Origin of the sequence: Dyella sp. (genome assembly GCF_036384435.1) — a bacterium.
GTDB lineage: Bacteria > Pseudomonadota > Gammaproteobacteria > Xanthomonadales > Rhodanobacteraceae > GSA-30.
Window position 1 is genome coordinate 112,952 of the sequence record NZ_DASVMI010000030.1, and the last position, 19,367, is coordinate 132,318.

At 60.5% G+C, this 19,367-nt stretch carries 17 protein-coding genes; 6 read left to right on the top strand and 11 right to left on the bottom strand.

Annotated features, from left to right (window positions below):
- Positions 1-116: 116 nt before the first annotated feature.
- The 3 genes from VF436_RS02850 to VF436_RS02860 form a co-directional block, all read right to left on the bottom strand.
- Complete coding sequence (locus VF436_RS02850) at positions 117-1,187, bottom strand: oxidoreductase (protein WP_330902465.1); 1,071 nt, start codon at positions 1,185-1,187, stop codon at positions 117-119.
- A 70-nt stretch (positions 1,188-1,257) separates the two neighbouring features.
- Positions 1,258-1,794, bottom strand: a complete 537-nt coding sequence (locus VF436_RS02855; RefSeq protein WP_330902466.1) for a carboxymuconolactone decarboxylase family protein — start codon at positions 1,792-1,794, stop codon at positions 1,258-1,260.
- A gap of 57 nt (positions 1,795-1,851) precedes the next feature.
- Positions 1,852-2,601, bottom strand: a complete 750-nt coding sequence (locus VF436_RS02860; RefSeq protein WP_330902467.1) for a glucose 1-dehydrogenase — start codon at positions 2,599-2,601, stop codon at positions 1,852-1,854.
- Positions 2,602-2,716: 115 nt separating this feature from the next.
- On the opposite strand from VF436_RS02860, the gene VF436_RS02865 reads away from it, so the two are divergent.
- Both VF436_RS02865 and VF436_RS02870 read left to right on the top strand, forming a co-directional pair.
- Positions 2,717-3,628, top strand: coding sequence for a LysR family transcriptional regulator (locus VF436_RS02865; protein ID WP_330902468.1), 912 nt, complete (start codon positions 2,717-2,719; stop codon positions 3,626-3,628).
- A 181-nt stretch (positions 3,629-3,809) separates the two neighbouring features.
- Complete coding sequence (locus VF436_RS02870; RefSeq protein ID WP_330902469.1) at positions 3,810-5,252, top strand: MFS transporter; 1,443 nt, start codon at positions 3,810-3,812, stop codon at positions 5,250-5,252.
- A gap of 145 nt (positions 5,253-5,397) precedes the next feature.
- On the opposite strand, the gene VF436_RS02875 is transcribed toward VF436_RS02870, so the two are convergent.
- Positions 5,398-6,171, bottom strand: a complete 774-nt coding sequence (locus tag VF436_RS02875) for a suppressor of fused domain protein (RefSeq protein WP_330902470.1) — start codon at positions 6,169-6,171, stop codon at positions 5,398-5,400.
- Positions 6,172-6,191: 20 nt separating this feature from the next.
- The gene (locus tag VF436_RS02880) at positions 6,192-6,944 is read right to left on the bottom strand and encodes an SDR family oxidoreductase (RefSeq protein WP_330902471.1); all 753 of its coding nucleotides are present in this window, start codon (positions 6,942-6,944) and stop codon (positions 6,192-6,194) included.
- A gap of 540 nt (positions 6,945-7,484) precedes the next feature.
- On the opposite strand from VF436_RS02880, the gene VF436_RS02885 reads away from it, so the two are divergent.
- Positions 7,485-8,630 carry a hypothetical protein gene (locus VF436_RS02885; RefSeq protein ID WP_330902472.1) on the top strand — a complete coding sequence of 382 codons (1,146 nt, stop codon included), beginning with the start codon at positions 7,485-7,487 and terminating at the stop codon, positions 8,628-8,630.
- A gap of 10 nt (positions 8,631-8,640) precedes the next feature.
- Here the strand turns inward: VF436_RS02885 and VF436_RS02890 are convergent, their stop codons facing one another.
- A complete protein-coding gene (locus tag VF436_RS02890; RefSeq protein WP_330902473.1) occupies positions 8,641-9,546 on the bottom strand; it encodes a LysR family transcriptional regulator in 906 nt (301 codons plus the stop codon).
- Positions 9,547-9,640: 94 nt separating this feature from the next.
- Between VF436_RS02890 and VF436_RS02895 the strand changes: the two genes are divergently transcribed.
- Entirely contained in the window at positions 9,641-10,114 is a 474-nt protein-coding gene (locus VF436_RS02895) for a DMT family transporter (RefSeq protein WP_330902474.1), read from the top strand.
- A gap of 32 nt (positions 10,115-10,146) precedes the next feature.
- Here the strand turns inward: VF436_RS02895 and VF436_RS02900 are convergent, their stop codons facing one another.
- Both VF436_RS02900 and VF436_RS02905 read right to left on the bottom strand, forming a co-directional pair.
- Complete coding sequence (locus tag VF436_RS02900; protein WP_330902475.1) at positions 10,147-11,862, bottom strand: ABC transporter ATP-binding protein; 1,716 nt, start codon at positions 11,860-11,862, stop codon at positions 10,147-10,149.
- Between the two features lie 3 nt (positions 11,863-11,865).
- On the bottom strand, positions 11,866-12,930 hold the full coding sequence (locus VF436_RS02905) for a serine kinase (protein WP_330902476.1): 1,065 nt from the start codon (positions 12,928-12,930) through the stop codon (positions 11,866-11,868).
- A gap of 326 nt (positions 12,931-13,256) precedes the next feature.
- Between VF436_RS02905 and VF436_RS02910 the strand changes: the two genes are divergently transcribed.
- Together VF436_RS02910 and VF436_RS02915 are read left to right on the top strand one after the other, a co-directional pair.
- Positions 13,257-14,756, top strand: a complete 1,500-nt coding sequence (locus VF436_RS02910) for a radical SAM protein (RefSeq protein ID WP_330902477.1) — start codon at positions 13,257-13,259, stop codon at positions 14,754-14,756.
- Positions 14,731-15,933, top strand: a complete 1,203-nt coding sequence (locus tag VF436_RS02915) for a nucleotidyltransferase family protein (RefSeq protein ID WP_330902478.1) — start codon at positions 14,731-14,733, stop codon at positions 15,931-15,933. Before VF436_RS02910 ends, VF436_RS02915 begins: the two co-directional genes overlap by 26 nt.
- A 619-nt stretch (positions 15,934-16,552) precedes the next feature.
- On the opposite strand, the gene VF436_RS02920 is transcribed toward VF436_RS02915, so the two are convergent.
- The 3 genes from VF436_RS02920 to VF436_RS02930 form a co-directional block, all read right to left on the bottom strand.
- Positions 16,553-17,029 (bottom strand): tetratricopeptide repeat protein, encoded by a 477-nt coding sequence (locus VF436_RS02920; RefSeq protein WP_330902479.1) that lies wholly within the window; start codon positions 17,027-17,029, stop codon positions 16,553-16,555.
- Positions 17,030-17,472: 443 nt separating this feature from the next.
- Positions 17,473-18,066, bottom strand: a complete 594-nt coding sequence (locus VF436_RS02925; RefSeq protein ID WP_330902480.1) for a hypothetical protein — start codon at positions 18,064-18,066, stop codon at positions 17,473-17,475.
- A gap of 527 nt (positions 18,067-18,593) precedes the next feature.
- Complete coding sequence (locus VF436_RS02930; RefSeq protein WP_330902481.1) at positions 18,594-19,007, bottom strand: pentapeptide repeat-containing protein; 414 nt, start codon at positions 19,005-19,007, stop codon at positions 18,594-18,596.
- Positions 19,008-19,367: the final 360 nt, after the last annotated feature.

The window sequence follows — 19,367 nt, forward strand, 5'->3', positions numbered from 1 at the left end:
TCATCGACATCGTCATTCCGGCGAAGGCCGTAATCCAGCGCCTCCAGTTCCATCAAAGCCAAGACGCCAGGACGACGGATAAGCGAGGTTTTACAGGCTCCTTGAAGTCGCTCTTATCACGGCGCGGTTTGCCAGGCGGCACGATCCTCGACTGTCCAGAGGGGACTCACCGCGCTACCCTGCGCGGCCGCGGCTATCGCTGCTTCAAGCACCATCATCACGGTGATGGCCTGGGCAGGCGTCACGGGATTGCTGCCCTGGCCGAGCAAGGCATCGCGCAACGCCTGGTAATACCGCCGTTGATCGCCCAACGGCACCAGCTCGCGCGATATGCCACCGGCACCATCGTGGAAGACCAGCGCGTCCTCGTCCTCCCCCCAGGTGGCCTGGCCTGGACGCACGCCAGCCAGCAACTGTGCTTCCTGTGGGTCGGGCAGATATTTTACGGCGCTGCCGCGCGTACCATGCACGACAAAGCGTGGGCTGCCGCCAGCCACCAGCATGCTGGCATGCAGGACCACCCGCCGCTGTCCGTATATCAGCACCACGTGCGCCCAATCCGGCGTTTCACCATCCGCACGCTGCACCGCAAGACTCGCCATCACCTGGTCAGGCAGACCGAACAGCACCAGGGCCTGATCGACCAGATGCGGCCCGAGGTCATACCACAGCCCCGTACCGGCGCCAGCTTGTTCACGCCAGCGCGCCCGCACTTGCGGTCGAAAGCGATCAATATGCGATTCGAAATGCACGACATCGCCGAGCCGGCCGCTGTCGATACCTTGTCGCACCCCGAGAAAGTCACTGTCCCAGCGACGATTCTGGAAGACCGACAGCACGCGATCGTGCTTGTACGCTGTGCCAGCCAGTGCACGCGCCTGCGTCACGTCGAGCGCGAACGGTTTATCCACCACGACGTGCTTGCCCGCTTCCAGCGCGGCGTGCGCGAGGGGAGCATGCGTGTCGTTGGGCGATGCGATGACCACCAAATCGATATCTGGATGGGTGAAGGCTTGCGACGGTTCGGCCATCACCTGGACATCCGGCAGATCGGCGTGCACCTTGGCCGCGTCTCGCGATACCACGCTCGTCAATGCCAGCCCAGGCACCCCGGTAATCAGCGGAGCATGAAATGTCTTGCCGGCATAGCCGTAACCGATCAACGCAACATGTATGGCAGCAGCCATGAATCTTCACCATCAAGAACGAACCCGCACCCATGATAAGCGGTGCGGGTTCCATGCCATGTCTACGCGGTCATGCCAGTGCAGGCGCGGCGGGGAAATCCACTGGGACGCGGGTGACGCCATGCAGGTAGTTGGTCACCGTCTTGTCGCCGATGACCACGATGACATCGACCAGGTTTTCCTGAGTCCAACCTGCAGCCAGGAAGGCGTCGACCGGGGCCGGATCGGCGTGCCCACGCTGTACCGCGACATCCTTTACCAGGCGCGCCAGCGCGTCGAGCTTTGCATCGAAGCCCGCAGTGCCACCGCGAATCTGGAGCATCTGCTCGTCGGTGAAACCATGCATCCGGCCAATCAACGTATGCGCCGCCAGGCAATACTCACAGTGATTGACCTGACTGACCACCAGGTTCACTACTTCACGCGCCTTGCCGGTCATGCTGCTTGGCGCATTCTGGAAGGCCAGGTAATTGCCCAGCGCGTGTTCGGAAAGCGCGAGCGTGGCATACAAGTTGGGTACCTTGCCCAGGGCCTTGGTCAGGTTGTCGAACAAAACCTGGTTGGCGGGAGATACGTCGGTGCGAGAGGGAACGACGAACGTGGTCATGGGAAACTCCGTGTCTGATGAAAAGAAACCTGATGAAGGGAAACCTGAAAAGGGGAATCACTGCGCGAGATAGCCGCCATCGACCGCAATCGACTGCCCGGTAAGAAAGCGCGCCTTGTCGCTGGCCAGAAACAGGATGGTCTGCACGATCTCATCGACCTGGGCGGCCCGGCGCGCGGGAATCGTCGCCAGGAAGCCGGCCTTGCTGTCCTCGCTGCGGCCGACGAAACGATCGAGCATGTCGGTGGCCACCGGACCCGGGGCCACGGCGTTGACGCGAATGCCAAGCGCCGCGCCTTCCAGCGCCACGCTGCGCGTCAAGCCCTCCACCGCATGCTTGCTGGCGACGTAGACCGAAGCGCCCGGGATGCCGATCTTGCCGGCGATGGAAGACACGTTGACGATGGCGCCAGCGCCCTGCTCACGCATCGCACGCATTTCGTGCTTCATGGAAAGCAACGTGCCCAGGACATTGGTCGCGAAGGTGGTCTCGTAGTTGTCGACGGTCTGCTCGTCGACGGGCGCCGACTGGCCTTCGGTGCCGGCGTTGTTTACCGCCACATCAAGGCGACCGAAGCGCTGTACCGTCTGTTCGACCAGCTGCCGAACTTCGGCTTCGGCACGCACATCCGCGCGAATGAATTCGGCCTGTGCACCCAACGCACGTAATTGAGCCGCCACGGCCTGTCCGGCTTCTTCGCGACGGCCGCTGACGACTACGCGGGCACCTTCGCGGGCGAACGCCACGGCCGTGGCGTGACCGATACCAGTCAGGGCGCCGGTCACCAGGACAACGGGGGTATTCATGCTTAACTCCTTGGCAAGCAGGTTGCGTTGGAGCGGACTTTGATTCATTCCCCTTTACGCAACTAGAAGCGCAATTGGCATATCATTAAGTCCATTCAGGCATGAAATGATCCCGATGGATAAATTGCAGGCAATGCAAACCTTGGTGCGCGTGGTCGAGTCGGGGAGTTTTTCTGCCGTGGCGCGCGAGCAGAACACGACACAGAGTGCGGTGAGCAAACAGGTCGCCGCCCTTGAGCGTGCACTGGATGCGAAGTTGTTGATCCGCACCACGCGCTCGCTGGCACTGACTGAGGAAGGCGAACGCTATTTCGAGCAGGCACGGCGCGTGGTCGCCGACGTGGCTGAGGCCGAGACGTCGCTCAAGCATGGCTCGACGCAACTGAAGGGATGGCTGCGCGTGGCGGCATCCGGTGGCTTTGGGCGTCTCAAACTGATGCCGCTCGTGCAGACCTTCCTGGCCCAGCACCCGCAGGTGAGAATCGACCTGAGGCTGAGTGATGGCTTCATCGACCTGGTCGAGCAGGGCATCGACATCGCCGTCCGCATCGGCGAACTGGCCGACAGCCGGCTGGTGGCACGCCAGGTTGGCACGTCGCGGCGTGGACTCATCGCGCACCGCACCTACCTGCGCAAGCTTCCCAAAGGCATCAAGCCACCGCGCACGCCAGAGGACTTGGCGCAGCACAACTGCATCGTCTATACCGGTTCCAGCATGCGCAACGCATGGCGTTTACAGGCCGGTGCCGGCGCCGCCGAACCGGAGGGCACAGGGCGCAGCGTCAAGGTCGAGGGCAACTTGCAGACCGACAGCAGCGAGGTGGTACGCGCATCGGTGCTGGCAGGGATGGGCATCTGCTACACGCCGTCCTGGTTGTTCGACGACGAACTGGCCAGCGGCGAGGTGGTGCGGTTGCTGCCGGACTGGTCGGTACTATCGCCCGTGCACCTGGTCACGCCACAGGAACGGCGGCATTCGGCAAAAGTACGCGCGTTCGGCGACCACGTAGCGGCGAGCCTGGCCTGAGTGATTCGGGCCGCTGCGCCTCTGATCGAACGCAGCCATCGAAACAATGCAAGGCAGCATCGTGCAAACGGCAAATCTGTCACGGCAGTTTGGATTATCATAGGCGCCACAATTCCCAGCCGTTGTCCGCCGTGAACCTCCCCACTCCCGCGCCGACAGTGAAACCTAACGGGTTTCGTGCATGAGCGCGCCGCAAGACTCTTCGACACCCCCCGAAGCCGCCACGGCCCCGGTCACCATCGATTACCGCATCATTTCCCTGATCGTCGCGTGTTCCATCTTCATGGAACAGCTCGACGCTACGGTGCTGGCCACCGCATTGCCGGCCATGGCCAGGGATTTCCACGTCAACGCGCCGGCGATGAGCATCGCGATCACCTCCTACCTGTTGATGTTGGCGATCTTCATTCCGGCCAGTGGCGCCATGGCCGATCGTTTCGGCGCGCGGCGCGTATTCAGTTCGGCGATCGGCGTATTCGTGGTCGGCTCCATCCTGTGCGCCTGGACGACCAGCCTGCCGCTGATGGTGGCCGCTCGCGTGCTGCAAGGCGCCGGCGGCGCGATGATGGCTCCCATCGGGCGGTTGATCCTGTTACGTACTGTGGAACGCAAGTACCTGGTTTCGGCGATGTCCTGGACGCTGGTGCCGGCCTTCCTGGGGCCGCTGATCGGTCCGCCACTGGGCGGCTTCATCGTGACTTATCTCGATTGGCGATGGATCTTCTACATCAACGTACCGGTTGGGGCGCTCGGTTTCGTGCTCGTGAGTCGGCTCATTCCCGATATCGCGGCCGAGAGCCATGCCACACGTTTCGATTTTCCCGGATTCGTGCTGTGCGGCGTCGGCTTGGGCTGCCTGTTGTTCGGTTTCGAAACGGTGGGACAGGGCTCCGAATTGACGCGTGCACTGGTATTGCTCGCCATCGGCCTGGCGGCCAGCATCGGCTATGTCATCTATGCGCGTCGACGTGAAAATCCTTTGCTCGATCTTTCGTTGATGAAGATCGATTCGTTCCGCCTGTCGACGATCGGCGGCTCGCTGATGCGCATCACCCAAGGCGCCCAACCGTTTCTGCTGCCGTTGATGTTCCAGATCGGCTTTGGCTGGTCGGCGGTCAAGAGCGGCCAGTTGATCCTGGCCACCACGCTTGGCGCCATCGTCACCCGAAGTTTCACGCCACGCCTGCTTCGCAGGGTCGGCTTCCGCAACGGCATGATCTTCAATGGCGTGCTATCGAGCCTGGGCTATGCGGTGTGTGCGCTGTTTCGTCCTGGCTGGCCTTATCCGGTGATGTTCGTGCTGCTGTTCTGCTGCGGCGCGTTCATGTCGTTCCAGTTCGCCGCCTATAACACCATCGCTTACGAGAACGTGCCCAGCACACGGGTAAGTGCCGCCAACAGCTTCTACACCACGTTGCAGCAATTGATGCTCTCGGTCGGCGTGTGCGCCGGCGCGCTGATCCTCAAGACGGCCATGGTGGCCGGTGGCAGCAAGCAACCGGAGCTTTCCGACTTCTCCATCGCATTCCTGGTAGTGACACTGATTTCGCTCAGCTCCACCCGGTGGCACGTGAAATTCGCCCCCGATGCGGGGCACGAATTGAGTGGGCATCGGAGCCGCTGACGCGAGGCTTGGCTGGGTCACCGGCCGCTCTGCACACAGGAGCGAATTCATTGGCGATGCAACTTGCGATTCAGTCGCAGGTTGGGGCTTTTAAAACCTCCACACCCCAACTCCCTTGCAATTTGCATCGCGGATGAATTCGCTTCTACGGCGTCGCGTCGCGGCGTTGAAAATCGCAGCGGTGCCGGCTTGGCATGACTTCGAGTGTGTCAGCCAATTGCAAGCGTGCCTTGGCACCGCCTTCGCGCACGTATGCCAGTTCCTTGGCGGTGATCAGCACGATCGGCACCATGCGTACCGGAGACAGCGGCATGTCCTGGATCACGTCGGGGAAGTCGGGGCGCGGACCGCCCAGCAGGATGCCCAGGCAATCGTCTTCGCTGATGAAATGCCCGGGTACCTGCACAGCAATATCCGGCGCCTGGCTGACGCCTGGCAGTTCCATCGACAACACGCCGTAGGTCTCCAGGCGATCGACGATCCCGCCCGCGCCGGCCACGAGCTCGCCCACATGGTGCAATAACTGAAACGCCCAACTGTCCTTCAACCGGCTGACGTCGCCCCGCCGGCCGGCGAAAGCCGGATCGATATCCGACGTTTCCAGGAACAGCTCCATGCCGAAGCCATTGAGCGGCGGCTGCAATGACTCGAAAGGATCGGACATGCCGTCGGTGGCAAGCACGATAGCGTGGTCACGACGCACCACACGATACGCCTGGCGCAAGGTCGGCCATGCCACACCGCCGGTGAGCTGCGGGCTGATCAGATTGGCCAGTACATCGCGCTCGGGTGTACCGACCGAGGCCCAGTACGCATCCAGGCGCTGGTGGGTGACGTCATCGGCCGGCTGCCCCGAACGCGCCGGCTCGTTCGGCGGCGTTGCTTGATTGTGCTTGCGAAACCGGTCAAACCATCCCATTACTCGATCTCCCTCTCAAATCAACCTGGACGGTGCACCGCCAACGGTCCGAACGCCTGTGTTACAGGCATCACCTCGATGGTGTTGACGTTGAAATGCGGCGGCAGGCTGGCGATCCAGAACACCGTCTGGGCAATATCCTCGGCGCTCAGGAATTGCGTGTTCTCGTAGACCTTGGCCGCACGCGACGCATCGCCATGAAAACGTACCTTGGAAAACTCGGTACCACCGGCGAGGCCTGGCTCGACATCGGTCACGCGCACTGGCGTGCCCAGCAGGTCCGCGCGCAGGTTGAGCGAGAATTGGCGCACGAACGCCTTGGTCGCACCGTACACGTTACCGCCGGGATACGGATAGGAACCGGCGACCGAACCGATGTTGATCACATGGCCACGGCCCCGTTCGACCATGCCCGGCAGGAAGCTGCGCGTGGCATACATGACACCCTTGATGTTGGTGTCGACCATGGTTTCCCAATTATCCATGTCCGCCTGCTGTGCCGGCTCCAGGCCCAGCGCTAGACCTGCGTTGTTGACCAGCACATCGACCGCGGCAAATTCCGCAGGCAAATTCGCCGGCAATGCCGCCACCGCCGCGCGATCGCTCACGTCAAGCACGAACGGCAGCACATGCTCGCGTCCCAGTTCATCGGCGAGTTTTTCCAGCAATGGACCGCGACGGCCCACCGCGACAACGCGGTGCCCATCAGCCACGAAGCGGCGAACGATGGCTTCACCAAAACCCGAGGAAGCCCCGGTAACCAGGATGATCATGACGTACCTCTGACAATCGAAAACCATGGCGCGAGCGCCGCGCAAGGCCGGCGCGCCCTCAATCATCGTCAAAGGATGCCACAGGCAGATGCCTGTACGGTGTTGTCTTCGTGACTGCGCATGGGCCTGATCGCGCGCAAATCAGATGAGGCATGCTTTCACGCCAGCGTCTTGCCCCATCAGGTGCCCGAGCAGGTCCTGCCCGCCAGCGCGCTCCGATACCTGGAGGGACCTGAAACACCCGGGTTTCATCGATCACCCGGGCGGCCAGGCCATGGCACCCAGGCATCCGCGCGGCGGCTGCGGCAGCCCGGCGATCGACACGTTGTGACTGATCCGTCGTTCGCCGTGGCCATGGTCACGGCGCTCCGAGCAGATCATCGTGCCATGGTGCGAACGGATCGAGTGACAGACCCGCGCATCGTCACGCCGCGCCTGGCCTGGGCGTGATCGCCAGGCACCGGGTGGAAGCCGCCTCGTTCATTTGACGGACATCCGGCAGTGGAGACACTACCGGCTTTGGCATTCCCCGGATACGCCGTGCTGACCGTACAAGATCGACCACGTGCCCAGGGCGGCATGACCCGGCGCCTGCTGCGCGCCACCCTGTCCTTGGCGGCCTGCCTGTCTCCCATGGCCGCCTGCCACGCCCAGGCCACGAACGCCGATACCGCGCCACGCGGTCCCTTCAACATCGTGGTGAAGAACGACAAGCTCACGCTCGCCGTCGCCAAGGCTACGCAGGTGTATATCTCCGGCACCATCGATGCGAACGCACCCAAGCGCTTCGAGGACATGCTGCGCACAGGCAAGATTCCGTCCGACTCGGATATCTACCTGGATGCCTCCGGCGACGACGTCACCGCCGGCTACGCCCTTGGCAAGCTGTTTCGCGATTCGGCCATGACCACGCACCTGGGCGCACTCAAGCTGCCTGGAGAGCCGCCTCGATCCGCCACGTGCAGCAACGCCTGCCTGTTTGCCTTCATGGGCGGCCTTTATCGCTGGTCGCCCTCTGGCGCGGACCGACTGGGCGTGCGCCAATCATTCGTGGGCGGACTTTGGCCGCGAGGTCCGCAGAAGACGCAGACGCCAGCGGACATGGTCGATTACCTCAAGCGCATGGACATCAACTTCTGGTCACTGGTGCGCTCGCCGGTGCCGCAACCCAATGACATGGTGTGGCTGGATGCAGATCAGACCAATGGCTGGGGCGTAGCCAACAATGGTCGGCTGCCTTTGCACGCCGACTATCCCACCGAAGCCATTCCGCCCACGCTGACCTTGAGCCAGGTCACGCGCGCCGGCATGAATCGCATGACCGTGGTGTGCACACCCACCGGCGCCACGCTGACCGCCTATTACACAGTGGGCGCCGAACGCGCCAAGCAGCTGGTCGCCCGACAGCAACGCGCGCTGTTCGAAATCAATCAGCTGGAAATCCTGCCGATGCAATCCGGGCGCGCTCGCGTGACTGGCGACGCCATCGTCATTAGCAGGCCGCTGTCGTTCGAACAACTCAATGCGTTTCTCAATACGTTCTCCACGGGCGCCTGGATCAAGGACAAGAACGGCGCCGTTCGCTACGGCTTCACCATGGGGCCGGCACGCGTAAAGGACAGCTACACCACATACTTCGCCAACTGCCAGAAGTCGGCACCACGCGCCGCTTCGCCAGCTCAGTAACTTCTCGCTCCTAGCCTGCCAGCGCCTCGATCACGCTTTGCCGCAACCACGCATGCGCCGCATCGCTATCGCGGCGCGCATGCCAGACCAGCCGGAAAGCGAATGGCTCGATCTGCAACGGCGGGGCGAACACGCGCAAGCGGCGGTTACGGCTGGCTTGCCGCAGGCTGCGTTGCGCCACGGTAAGTATGAGATCCGTTCCGGCGATCACCTCGGCGGCCACGCCCCAGTGCGGCAACGTCAGCCTGACCACACGCTTCACACCATGCAAGGACAGTGCGCGATCGATCTCGTTGTCCACCTCGCCATACAGGCCGACCAGCACGTGCGGACGTCCCAGCCAGCTCGCCAAGTCCAAGGCGTTACCCGCGACCGTGGCCCGATCGGCTACGCTGGCGAAGCGCTCGACGAATAACGAGTGCGTATGCAGGTGCGCGCCGGGAGGATCATCGAACACGCCGAGCGCCATGTCGATTTCGCCATCGGCCAGTTGCGCCAGCATCGCCGGCCGGCTGGCCTGAGTCACCACCAGGGACACCCCCGGCGCATCGCGACGCAGCCTGGGAACCAGGGTGGGCAACAGCACATGCGCGCCGTAGTCGGACATGGCCAGCCGGAACGCTCGCTGTTCGTGTGACGGATCGAACGTTGTCGTCTCCAGCAACGCACCAACCCGATCGAGCGCCTCGGTCAACGGTTGCATCAATTGCACGGCTCGCGCAGTCAACTCCATGCGACCACCGCGACGGATCAGCAACGGATCGCCAAATAGCTCGCGCAGATGCGCCAACGCGTGGCTTACCGCCGGCTGGCTTCGATTCAAGCGCAATGCGGCACGGGAAATATGCCGCTCGGCCAGCAGGGCATGCAGCGCCACCAGCAGGTTGAGATCGATGCGCTGGAGATTATTCACCATACGAATATGAACAAGTCAAATAACGAATTTCCATTCGAAAATCTTATAAGCAAATATGCCGGTCAGCTCAAGACTCCCTCAAGGATTGCCCGTCATGACCTCTTCTTCGGCCACCACATTCGCCTGCATGGCCGTACTGGCCGGCGCACTGGTCCCCCTCCAGGCCGCCAGCAACGCCACACTCGGCCGCGCGCTGGGGCACCCGCTATGGGGCACGCTTGCCTCGCTGATCGTCAGCATGCTGGTGCTCGCCCCGGTACTGCTAGCCGTGCGCGCACCGGCTCCCTTGATCGCCCAGGCAAGCCAGGTGCCGCTCTGGGGCTGGCTGGGCGGCATCGTCGGCACCCTTTTCGTCAGCGCCGGCTTGTTACTGGTGCCACGCCTGGGCGCCAGCGCGTTCGTGACGTGCGTGATCGCCGGTCAGGTGGTCGTGTCGATGTTGATGGACCGTTTCGGCTTGATGGGTTTGCCGATCAAACCGATATCCACGATGCGTGTGGCCGGTGTATTGCTCGTTCTTGCAGGCGTGTTGACCGTGCAGTGGAGCAACCATGCCAGCAAGCCGTGAGACACCATGACATGGATGCCACCTTATCCGGGCTAGCCAAGCGGCCCGGTCATCAAAACGTTCATGGATTCGACGCCAGCCACCACCCTCGCGTCCTCGCCACTGAGCATCACACATTGATCGGCAATCGCCTGGATACCACTGCGATGGGATACCACGATCATGATGGTCTGGGACAGGCGCTCCCGCAGCCGACTCAGTACCGCTATCTCCGAAGCCGCGTCGAGTGCGCTGGTGGCCTCGTCGAGCACGGCCACATGAGGTCGGCGCAAGAGCACTTGTGCGAGCAACAGCCGTTGCAGCTCTCCTCCCGATAGCCGGCTGGATGCATCGTGGAGCGATACATCCAGGGCATCAGGCGCGTGACCGAGGCGTTTTGTCAGGCCCACATCGGCCAGGGCCTGTAGCATTGCGCCCTCCGTCGCCTGCGGCGCAGCCCAATACAGGCATTCGCGCACGGTGCGTTGCCAGGGACGGACGGTCTGGCTGATATAGGCACCGAGGCTGACGTGCTGCCGATACGCATCGAAATCCAACTGCCGCTGACCGACCCGCGCCATGAAGGCCTGTGGACGAATCATCCCCGCCAATGCATCGACCAGACTGGTCTTGCCGATGCCGGAATCGCCGCTGATCAGCGTCAGCTCGCCCGGCACCAGCACCAGGTCATGGACAGTCATGCCTGGCACGGGCGGACAGACGCGCAGGTGCTGGATATGAATTCGCTCTACGCGCGCCTGCCCGGCAATCGTGGCATGGGAAGTCGCTGGCGCCATCCTGTAGCGCTGCCACAATTCGAACGCCGGGGCCGCCGAGCGCAACTGCTGGAAGCTCTGTCGCGTGGACACCAGATAAGGCAGCAAGCGCCCCAGCAACAGGCTGACCGCGATCAGCGATGACGACTCGATACCATGCCAGTGCGAAGCAAGCACAAAAACGCCAGCAATGCCTGCGGCCGCAAGTAATTCCAGCAGCAACCGACCGGAAGCAACCAGTTCCAGCTGGCGGCGATAGCCCTGACCCAGGCGCGCGGAAATGGCGTTGTATCCGTCCTTCTCGGCATCTTCCCGGTTGAACGAACGTACATGCCGCAGCCGTCGAGGAAAATCCTCGCTGAGCCAGAACAGGTGCGTCATGTCCGCCACGTATTGCCGCCCCACACGCGCCTGCTCGGCGGTACTCGCCCGTGAGGCCAGCAAGGCAAAGGCGGCAAACAGCGGCGCGGCCAGCACCAGTTGCGGCGAGATCCACAGTGCAAAGGCAAAGCTCACCAGCGAGGTCACCGCAGCGACGAGCAACTGCTGCAAGGCGCTGAAGCCCTGCACGATGATCTCCACGTTGTAGGTCAGCACGTTGGCGATTTCGGCGGACGTCGCGTCGGCCAGCGATTCCAGGGGCGCGTCGATCAAATGCGCGTGCACCATGCGTCGCAGGTTCATCGCATGACGACTGACCAGTGCAGCCCCCAGTTGCGAGGCCAGCCAACGCAGCAGGGAGAACCCAACGGTTGCACCCGCGAATACAGCGGCCTGCACCGCGACGCTGGCATGCATGGCCAGCGACCAGCCACCGATGACCATGGGATGTCCTGGTTGCACCAACGGCACCAGCAGGAGCGCCGCCGCGCTACCGGCCAGCGCCGATCCCAGCGACAGCAGGACATACACCGCCAACCAACCACGATCTCGCGTCGTCAGCGTATCAACGAATGACGAGAACCAGGGGCTGGTACTACGCGCTGGCGCCACGATCTATCCATCCAGCCAGGTAGCCAACGCATCCACGGACGCCATCGGGTCGCAACCGCGACGCAGCTCGTGTACGCCTATCCCAGCCATGGCAGCCACGAAGTCGGTCCACCCCGGTTGGCTGGCCGCATAAGGCTGATCGGCCGCCAGGTGTGCGCTTGTCGACGCGGCGGACAGCGGTGTGAGCAGATGCCCCGGATCATGCGCCTGTGCATCGCTGACAAAGATGGCGCCAGCCAGCACTAACGGCGCCGCCGCCGCATGACCCGGGCTGTGACGCAAGTCGGCCTCGAATTTCTCAACGCCGCTGCGACGACGGATGACCGGGGCACCGCCAATCCAGCGCCGCACGACGTCATCTTCGATGCGATCGAGCGCATCGGTTTTCACATGCAGGAAATTGGCCACACCCGTTGCCAGAAGACCCCCGGTCCGGACAAACACCGCATCTTCGGCAATCACGTCCCAGCCGCGCAGCAGGCAGTTCAGCGTCAGCGTGGATTTACCAGCGCCGCTGGCGCCGAGCAGTAGAACGCCACGACCATCGCGACCCACACAGGCGCCGTGCAAGGGCACCAATCCCATACCGCGCGCGGCGAGCACGAATACGGCGAACTCGATCAGTTCGTAGCGCAGGTGATAGCGATACCGCAGCATGTCCTGGGAGATCACCACCAGCGCACGGCGCTGCGCTGGCATCAGCACCGCGTAATTGCAGGCATCCATCACGGCACAGATCACACCCTGGCCACCATGCGTCTGCACGGCTGGCGGCTCTATGGCATCCGGCCGACCTTCCCGTGGCACCAGCCGCAACTCGATATGGAAATCCACGTCGCCATCCACCCATCGATGCCCAGGCAGGCCCGCATAGGCCTCGTCGACGATGGCCAACAGCGCTGACGCGGCGCTCTGGAAACGAAAGCGGCCGCCCAGCAGATAGCACTCGATGCCCGGCTCAGTATCCGTACGCTCATGGAAAGGATCGAAAGCATACGAAGCCACGTCCGCTGGCGACGGTACGGCAAGACGGGGCCGGATATCACGGACAGGCGAGGATGGAGACACGGGTTGTACGGAACTCCAGGGGAGGTCCCGTGGGTGCCCTGTTGGCGGTGAAAGGTTGCGGCGTGACCGTGAGGCCGGCCACTTAGCGGCCTGTGAGGCCGCCGCCCTTGGCGGCTGTTAGGGGTTAGGAGGCAGGCGCTCAAAGAATGGCTATGCAGCTTCTTGCTCTTGCGTCTCCTTCTGACTCCTGACCCTCTCGCATCCCCAGGCAACCGATTGCCGCTTGAGGGGCACTCACGGCCATGCAGCGACGAACGCTGGATGCCCGCGCGCCCGTCGAGGACGCGCCGCGGCTCGTCCCCTGGCAAGATTGAGGCCTCTCGCAGATGCTCACGATTCAGGTCGCCCATTCCTATTTCCTGCGTTACGACAGGAAACAATGGGAACGCGGCAAGCCGTATCCTCCGCTCGCCACGATCCACGTCGCCGCCTTGTTGCGCGAGATGGATCACCAGGTAAGCCTGTTCGACGCGATGCTGTCCGAAGGCGTGGAGGCATATCAGGCCACTGTCCGCGACACGCGGCCGGATGTCGTGGTGATCTACGAGGACAACTTCAATTACCTGACCAAGATGTGCCTCAACCGCATGCGCGAGGCGGCTTGCCAGATGATTGCCGAGGCGCGCGAGCTCGGGGCGCGCGTGATCGTGGCCGGCTCTGACGCCACCGATCATCCCGATGCCTTTCTTGCCGCTGGCGCCCATGCCGTGCTGGTCGGTGAAGGTATCGCCGCACTGGCAGAACTGATCGAGCGGCTGGATCGCGATCGGGACATCGACCCCACCGCCTGGGTAGCTGGCATTCCCGGCGTTGCCGCGCACGTGGATGAACAGCTGCAATTGACCCGCGTCGGTGTGATGCCGCCAGATCCACGGCTGGTCGGGCGTCCGGCGTGGGACCTGCTGGACATGGCGCTTTACCGCGGTTTCTGGCGCGAGCGCCATGGCTACTTCAGCCTCAACATGGCTGCCTCACGCGGCTGTCCGTTCCGGTGCAACTGGTGCGCCAAGCCGATCTGGGGCAATCACTACAAGCAACGCGGCCCGAGCGACATGGCCGATGACCTGGCTTATCTCAAGCACACCTTCCAGCCGGACCATATCTGGATGGCCGACGATATCTTCGGCTTCCATGTGGACTGGGTCATGGCCTTTGGCGATCGCTTGCGCGAACTCGACGGCCTGGTGCCATTCACCATCCAGACGCGTGCGGACCTGATCAGCGAGCGCATGGCCGATGCGCTCGCGCACGCTGGCTGCGGCGAAGCCTGGATCGGCGCCGAAAGCGGCAGCCAGCGCGTACTCGATGCCATGAACAAGGGCACCACCGTGCCCGAACTGATCACGGCCCGGCAGCGACTGGGCGAGCGCGGCATTCGCGTCGCCTTCTTCATCCAGTTGGGTTATCTGGGCGAGCAATTGCATGACCTGCTCGCCACACGTGAACTGGTGGCCCGTGCCGAGCCCGATGACATCGGCGTGAGCGTTTCCTATCCGCTGCCAGGTACCAAGTTCTACGAGCAAGTCAAAGCCCAGCTCGGCAGCAAGACACATTGGCAGGAAAGCGACGACCTGGCGATGATGTTTCGCGGAGCCTACGACACCGAGTTCTACCGCCAGGTACGCAACCTGTTGCATGACCAGGTGACGCTGCAACAAGCCCGCGCCACCGATGAACCCCAGCAGCACGCAGCCGCGCGCGCTGCGCTCGACGCGCGCTGGGATGCGCTGATCGCCGAAGAACACGCCCATCGCAGCGACAACCCCACCGTCGCCCATCCCCCTGCGCCGCCATTACGCCATGTTGCCCTCGCTCAAAACCGTTAAAGCCGGCCTGCACCGCACCACCGAGGCGCTGGCCGCCGAACTGGCCGCAGCACGCCCTGGCAGCAGCACGCCGAACTGGACAGCGCTGGAGTGGCGCCTGGCTTGCGCCGTGGCCGTCGCCCACGGCGTGTCGCCCCTGCTTGCCTCGTTTTGCGCGTGGGATCAAACCGACTGGCGCCTCTTCGTGCAACAGCAACGCGATCATGTCGAGCAACGCCACCGACGCATTGCCGACCTGCTGCAACGTATCGATGCATCCGCGCGTGCCGATGATCTTGCCGTCGTCGCGTTGAAAGGTTCGGCACTGCATGCCTTGGGGCTGTATGCCGCTGGCGACCGCCCCATGGCGGACGTCGACCTGCTGGTACGCGAAGACGATGTGCCGCGCACTCGCCGATTATTAGAATCGCTGGGCTACGTCGAATCGTTCGTGCAATGGAAGCATCGCGTCTACAAGCCCGCCGAAGGTACGCCGACAGCAGGATTGGGAGAACATCGCGACACACCGATCAATATCGAGCTGCATACTCGCATCCACGAGCGCTTGCCGATCAGCACGGTGGACGTGACCGAACGCGTGTATCCGAGCGCACCTGTTGCCGGTATCAATCCGTATCCCTCCAACGGTGCCTTGATGAGCCATCTGTTGCTGCATGCGGCGGGCAACATGTGCGGTCGCAGCCTGCGGCTTCTGCACCTGAACGACATCTCCCTGCTCGCCGCGCGCATGCAACCCGGCGACTGGGATGTCCTATGGCAAAGTGACACGCCATGGTGGGCCCTGCCACCACTGCGACTGGTGGCGCGCTACTACCGCGACGCCGTACCTGCACATGTGATGGCAAGACTGGAAAAGAGCTGTCCAATGCCGCTGCGCCTGTTCGCGCGTCGACAGACACTCACCACGGTGTCCTGCTCGGAACTGTGGCTGCATGCCCTGCCCGGCATCGAATGGGCACGCACACCAGGCGAAGCCGCACTATGCATCCGCAACCGTCTGCGCCCGACACGCGAGGCGATCCAGGAGCGCGACGACATGATCCGCACCCAGTTCTGGCTACAAGGACAATCCTGGGTCCGCCTCGGCCATGGCCGCCGCATCCTGCGCTGGCTCACCCAGCCTGTGCCACGCATGGATACCTTGTACGTGGTGAGGGCTGCTTTGGGTGAGGGGTGAGGGGTGAGGGGTGAGGGGTGAGGAGAATCAGGAAACCAGATAGCGCCAGATAAGGGGGCTTCTAAAACCCATCCTATCCGTGGTCCCGGCGCAGGCCGGGACTTAGTGACTAGGCTCTGATGGAGCTAAAGGCGCTAGATTCCGGCCTGCGCCGAAATGACGACTTCGATGAGAGGTTTTTCGAGGTTCTCCTAAGTGATAGGAACCTCTATAGATCTGCCTTATTCGTCGCCCCGGCGTGCAAGATCCTCCTCACAGCCTGGTCAAAGACCAAAAAGGCCTCGCAATTCCGTTGAGTCCATAAAAATATCTTCACCAAGCACTCTGGACAGTTCCATCACTTTGTCTGTCCATCCAGCCTTGATTTAGTCAGGAAGCCCATATTCGGTGAACAACACCTTCTCACCAGAGGGCACGACACGAAAAATTCGTATCTTTCTGTCTTCGGCATCTAAGGTCACCAAGTGATCATGCGTCGCCATGGCCACCATGTTGCTCCATGTAAAGAGGCGGCGCGTACCACCTGCGCTCTGATCAACAGCAAGGAAAAGCCCTCTTACAAACGGGATGTCCAGACGATTGTTCGCAAATGTACAGCCCTATTCAAGAACGCCGAAAGCTACCTTGGAGCTGAATCCAAGGTAGAAAGAAATTGGATGGCTACCTGGTTGAAGTATTCTCTGTCTTTGTCGGGATACCTGTCGGCCAGCTTCTTGTAAATCGCATTGGCTTCATCAGTTTTCCCTTGCTGAGCCAACGCATAAGCCATCGCCGCGTGGTCAACAAGCCAGAAAGTTTGATCGTGCTCCTTGGCGAGTCCAGTGATGCTCCAACCAAACAAAGGCAACGATATATCCCACTCATGCGCAGCGGCGCCATTCTGGACAGCTTGAGATGCCTGGAATGCATATTCCACTCCCACCCAGTCTTGCTGCTCAGCAGCTCTAGCGCCCCCTTGCTGAAAAGTGTACGCAATACGCGTCTTGAAGTTATCCTGCCACACCAAGCTCGTCTTGCGAGCCAATGACAAGACAACGAATGCTGCAACAACGCATCCCAGCAAGAAAGTTAGAACATGCGTGATAAAAGACCTCATGCTGCCGACACCCATGCAATTTTAAGTGGTGTAGTATGGTCGAATCCAATTTCTCGCTGACGAAGATCGGATGTGAATAAGCGTCTCTCGGAGAAGTTGATCATAGACTTACCGTCCCGCTCAACGTCGGAAGAAGCTCATTTCTACGCCGCTCTCGTCGGCCCAACAATCCATCACTTTGTCGGTGAACTTACTTCTCCAGATCATGGCAGGCCGGAGAAACACGCAGCGAGTAAGAACATGCTACCGATAGCAGCCGCCTTGCCCTGCAAGAGGCGCGATCAAGGAGCATGGCGCGGGATGGAGACAAAGATGACTAACTCGGGTTTCTACTGGCCCCTGACTAGGCAAGCCGAGCGTGAAGGCTTCTTTTTGAAAAAGAAGCCCGCGCTGTAAGCGGGCCTCCTTAAAAGCGTCATTACAGTGCTTACCCAGCTCTTCACTCAAAGAAGATCTCCCTCTTGAACACCTTCGATGGTTATCTTGAAAGACGCCCCTCTAGATAGTTCCGTTTCGAGCCAGACTTTCCCCTTCGTAGTACCATCGGAATTTCCGGTAATCGCCTCTGCACGAAATTTTGCGTCAGCCGCTCCTGGGCCCCAGGAAAATATCGACTGGATCATCTCGAACGGCATCGACGTCATGCTCTGTAACGGGCAATCACTTAACTCAACCAAAAATCTCCACCCCAAGAAGCTCTTGCTCTCTTCAATGGCTACATCTCGCTTTCTTTCTCGCTCACCTACGAATCGATTGAAGTCTTCAATGCTGCAAAGGCCTTCCCTCGAGCTCGCATCTTCAAAGCTAAAGACGATCACATCTTTGTTGCGAAGAACGATCGATAAGCTATCTATGCCTTTCTTCACCTGATAAAAACTGGCGTCGATCCCAGCCATGAAAAGGTTTATCGGAGAACCATTTATGCCAACCAGACCAAACGCTGAAAAATCATCAGCCACAATGGGAATGATAATCTCATTGTTGATAGCCACTCGAGGAGTAATGGGCATATGCGGGATCAAGCTTTTCAGATCCATCACTAAGACCTTCCAAATTTTATCGCGCAACAAGCGTCAATATTTTTCTGCATCACTTTATTGCTCCGCAAAATCCATAGAAATGTCAATAAGAGAATACAAATATACAGAACAACATATATTCTGATACCTCGCCATATTGCTATAATAAATCGCAATCATTTTTGCCTTTACCTCGAAGAGGTCTTTAAAGCATCTTCGCCTCGATGCAAGCACTCATTTGGTGGCTTGAGCAGATCCTCGGAAGGGAAACAAGCGTCCATCTCCATTCGTGCAATGTCATAGCCGCCGCCAGTAGATTTTTTAGCCAGGAAAACGCTCACCGCCTGGACCCGGGAGTCCGCTTATCCATTAAAAATGTGTAGCTCTGAAATTCTAAAGATAGGTCACCATTTTCCTCGCAATAGCCGACCACTTCTCTAACTGAGTGAGGTCAAAATGATCGTACATGAAGCAGCCAATGAGCTCGCTTGACGCAGATGAGCTTCTATCCAAGGCATCTCTTTCAAGCAGGTCTGTCTAAAAGATCAACTCTTGTTTATCACCTCAAGTCCTGACGGAAACTTTGTCTCATCATCATAAATAAACGACTGGAAAGTTGATTGATCAACTTTTGCACCCGAAAAATCAGCACCACTTATATCAACCGCTCCACCCATATTGTCGGCAGCAAAGATGGCTTCGCTTAAATCGGCCCCGGCGAAATCGCTACCTCTAAAGCTTCCACCCAAAAACCTCACGCTCCTCAATATCGCACCAGAAAATGAAGTATCCGTGGCAGCGACCAGATAAAATTTAGATCCAGTCAAATCCGATTCGTCAAATCTTGCATGCCGCATAGAAACACCCTCGAACGACGCGTTTCTTAAAACGGCACCTTGAATATCGCATTCATCAAGACTGCCAACTGTAAAACGGGGTACCGAATATTCGTCACTCATCAACCAATCCCTTCATTAGTTTCAATATTCCACGACCACTTTAAGGCGACAAGGTGTACCCTCCCCTCATAGCGTAGTTAAAGATCGAAAAGGTGTCGCAAGCCAAACACAATAGCAGCCTTAAGATAAAAAGAGGCCCGCTAGCTGCGGCGAGTCCCGATTGCTATCTGGCAAGACTTTAAGTCGACTTCAGGGAACCTCGAATAACTGAAGTTTGGCGCTGTCGAGTTGTGCAAAAGAGCGATCCGGTAAGTATGTGCACCCGATTTTCTTGTCCGCAGAACTAAAAAGCGGGTGCTTGCGTCCTTCGCGCGCCTGCCGACCTAGAAGGTCTGCACAGCCCGCTGCTGTAGACGTGCC

Coding starts and splice junctions, on each gene's coding strand:
- VF436_RS02850 (WP_330902465.1), bottom strand. CDS start 1,187: ATGGCTGCTGCCATACATGTTGCGTTGATCGGTTACGGCTATGCCGGC.
- VF436_RS02855 (WP_330902466.1), bottom strand. CDS start 1,794: ATGACCACGTTCGTCGTTCCCTCTCGCACCGACGTATCTCCCGCCAAC.
- VF436_RS02860 (WP_330902467.1), bottom strand. CDS start 2,601: ATGAATACCCCCGTTGTCCTGGTGACCGGCGCCCTGACTGGTATCGGT.
- VF436_RS02865 (WP_330902468.1), top strand. CDS start 2,717: ATGGATAAATTGCAGGCAATGCAAACCTTGGTGCGCGTGGTCGAGTCG.
- VF436_RS02870 (WP_330902469.1), top strand. CDS start 3,810: ATGAGCGCGCCGCAAGACTCTTCGACACCCCCCGAAGCCGCCACGGCC.
- VF436_RS02875 (WP_330902470.1), bottom strand. CDS start 6,171: ATGGGATGGTTTGACCGGTTTCGCAAGCACAATCAAGCAACGCCGCCG.
- VF436_RS02880 (WP_330902471.1), bottom strand. CDS start 6,944: ATGATCATCCTGGTTACCGGGGCTTCCTCGGGTTTTGGTGAAGCCATC.
- VF436_RS02890 (WP_330902473.1), bottom strand. CDS start 9,546: ATGGTGAATAATCTCCAGCGCATCGATCTCAACCTGCTGGTGGCGCTG.
- VF436_RS02895 (WP_330902474.1), top strand. CDS start 9,641: ATGACCTCTTCTTCGGCCACCACATTCGCCTGCATGGCCGTACTGGCC.
- VF436_RS02910 (WP_330902477.1), top strand. CDS start 13,257: ATGCTCACGATTCAGGTCGCCCATTCCTATTTCCTGCGTTACGACAGG.
- VF436_RS02915 (WP_330902478.1), top strand. CDS start 14,731: ATGTTGCCCTCGCTCAAAACCGTTAAAGCCGGCCTGCACCGCACCACC.
- VF436_RS02920 (WP_330902479.1), bottom strand. CDS start 17,029: ATGAGGTCTTTTATCACGCATGTTCTAACTTTCTTGCTGGGATGCGTT.
- VF436_RS02925 (WP_330902480.1), bottom strand. CDS start 18,066: ATGGATCTGAAAAGCTTGATCCCGCATATGCCCATTACTCCTCGAGTG.
- VF436_RS02930 (WP_330902481.1), bottom strand. CDS start 19,007: ATGAGTGACGAATATTCGGTACCCCGTTTTACAGTTGGCAGTCTTGAT.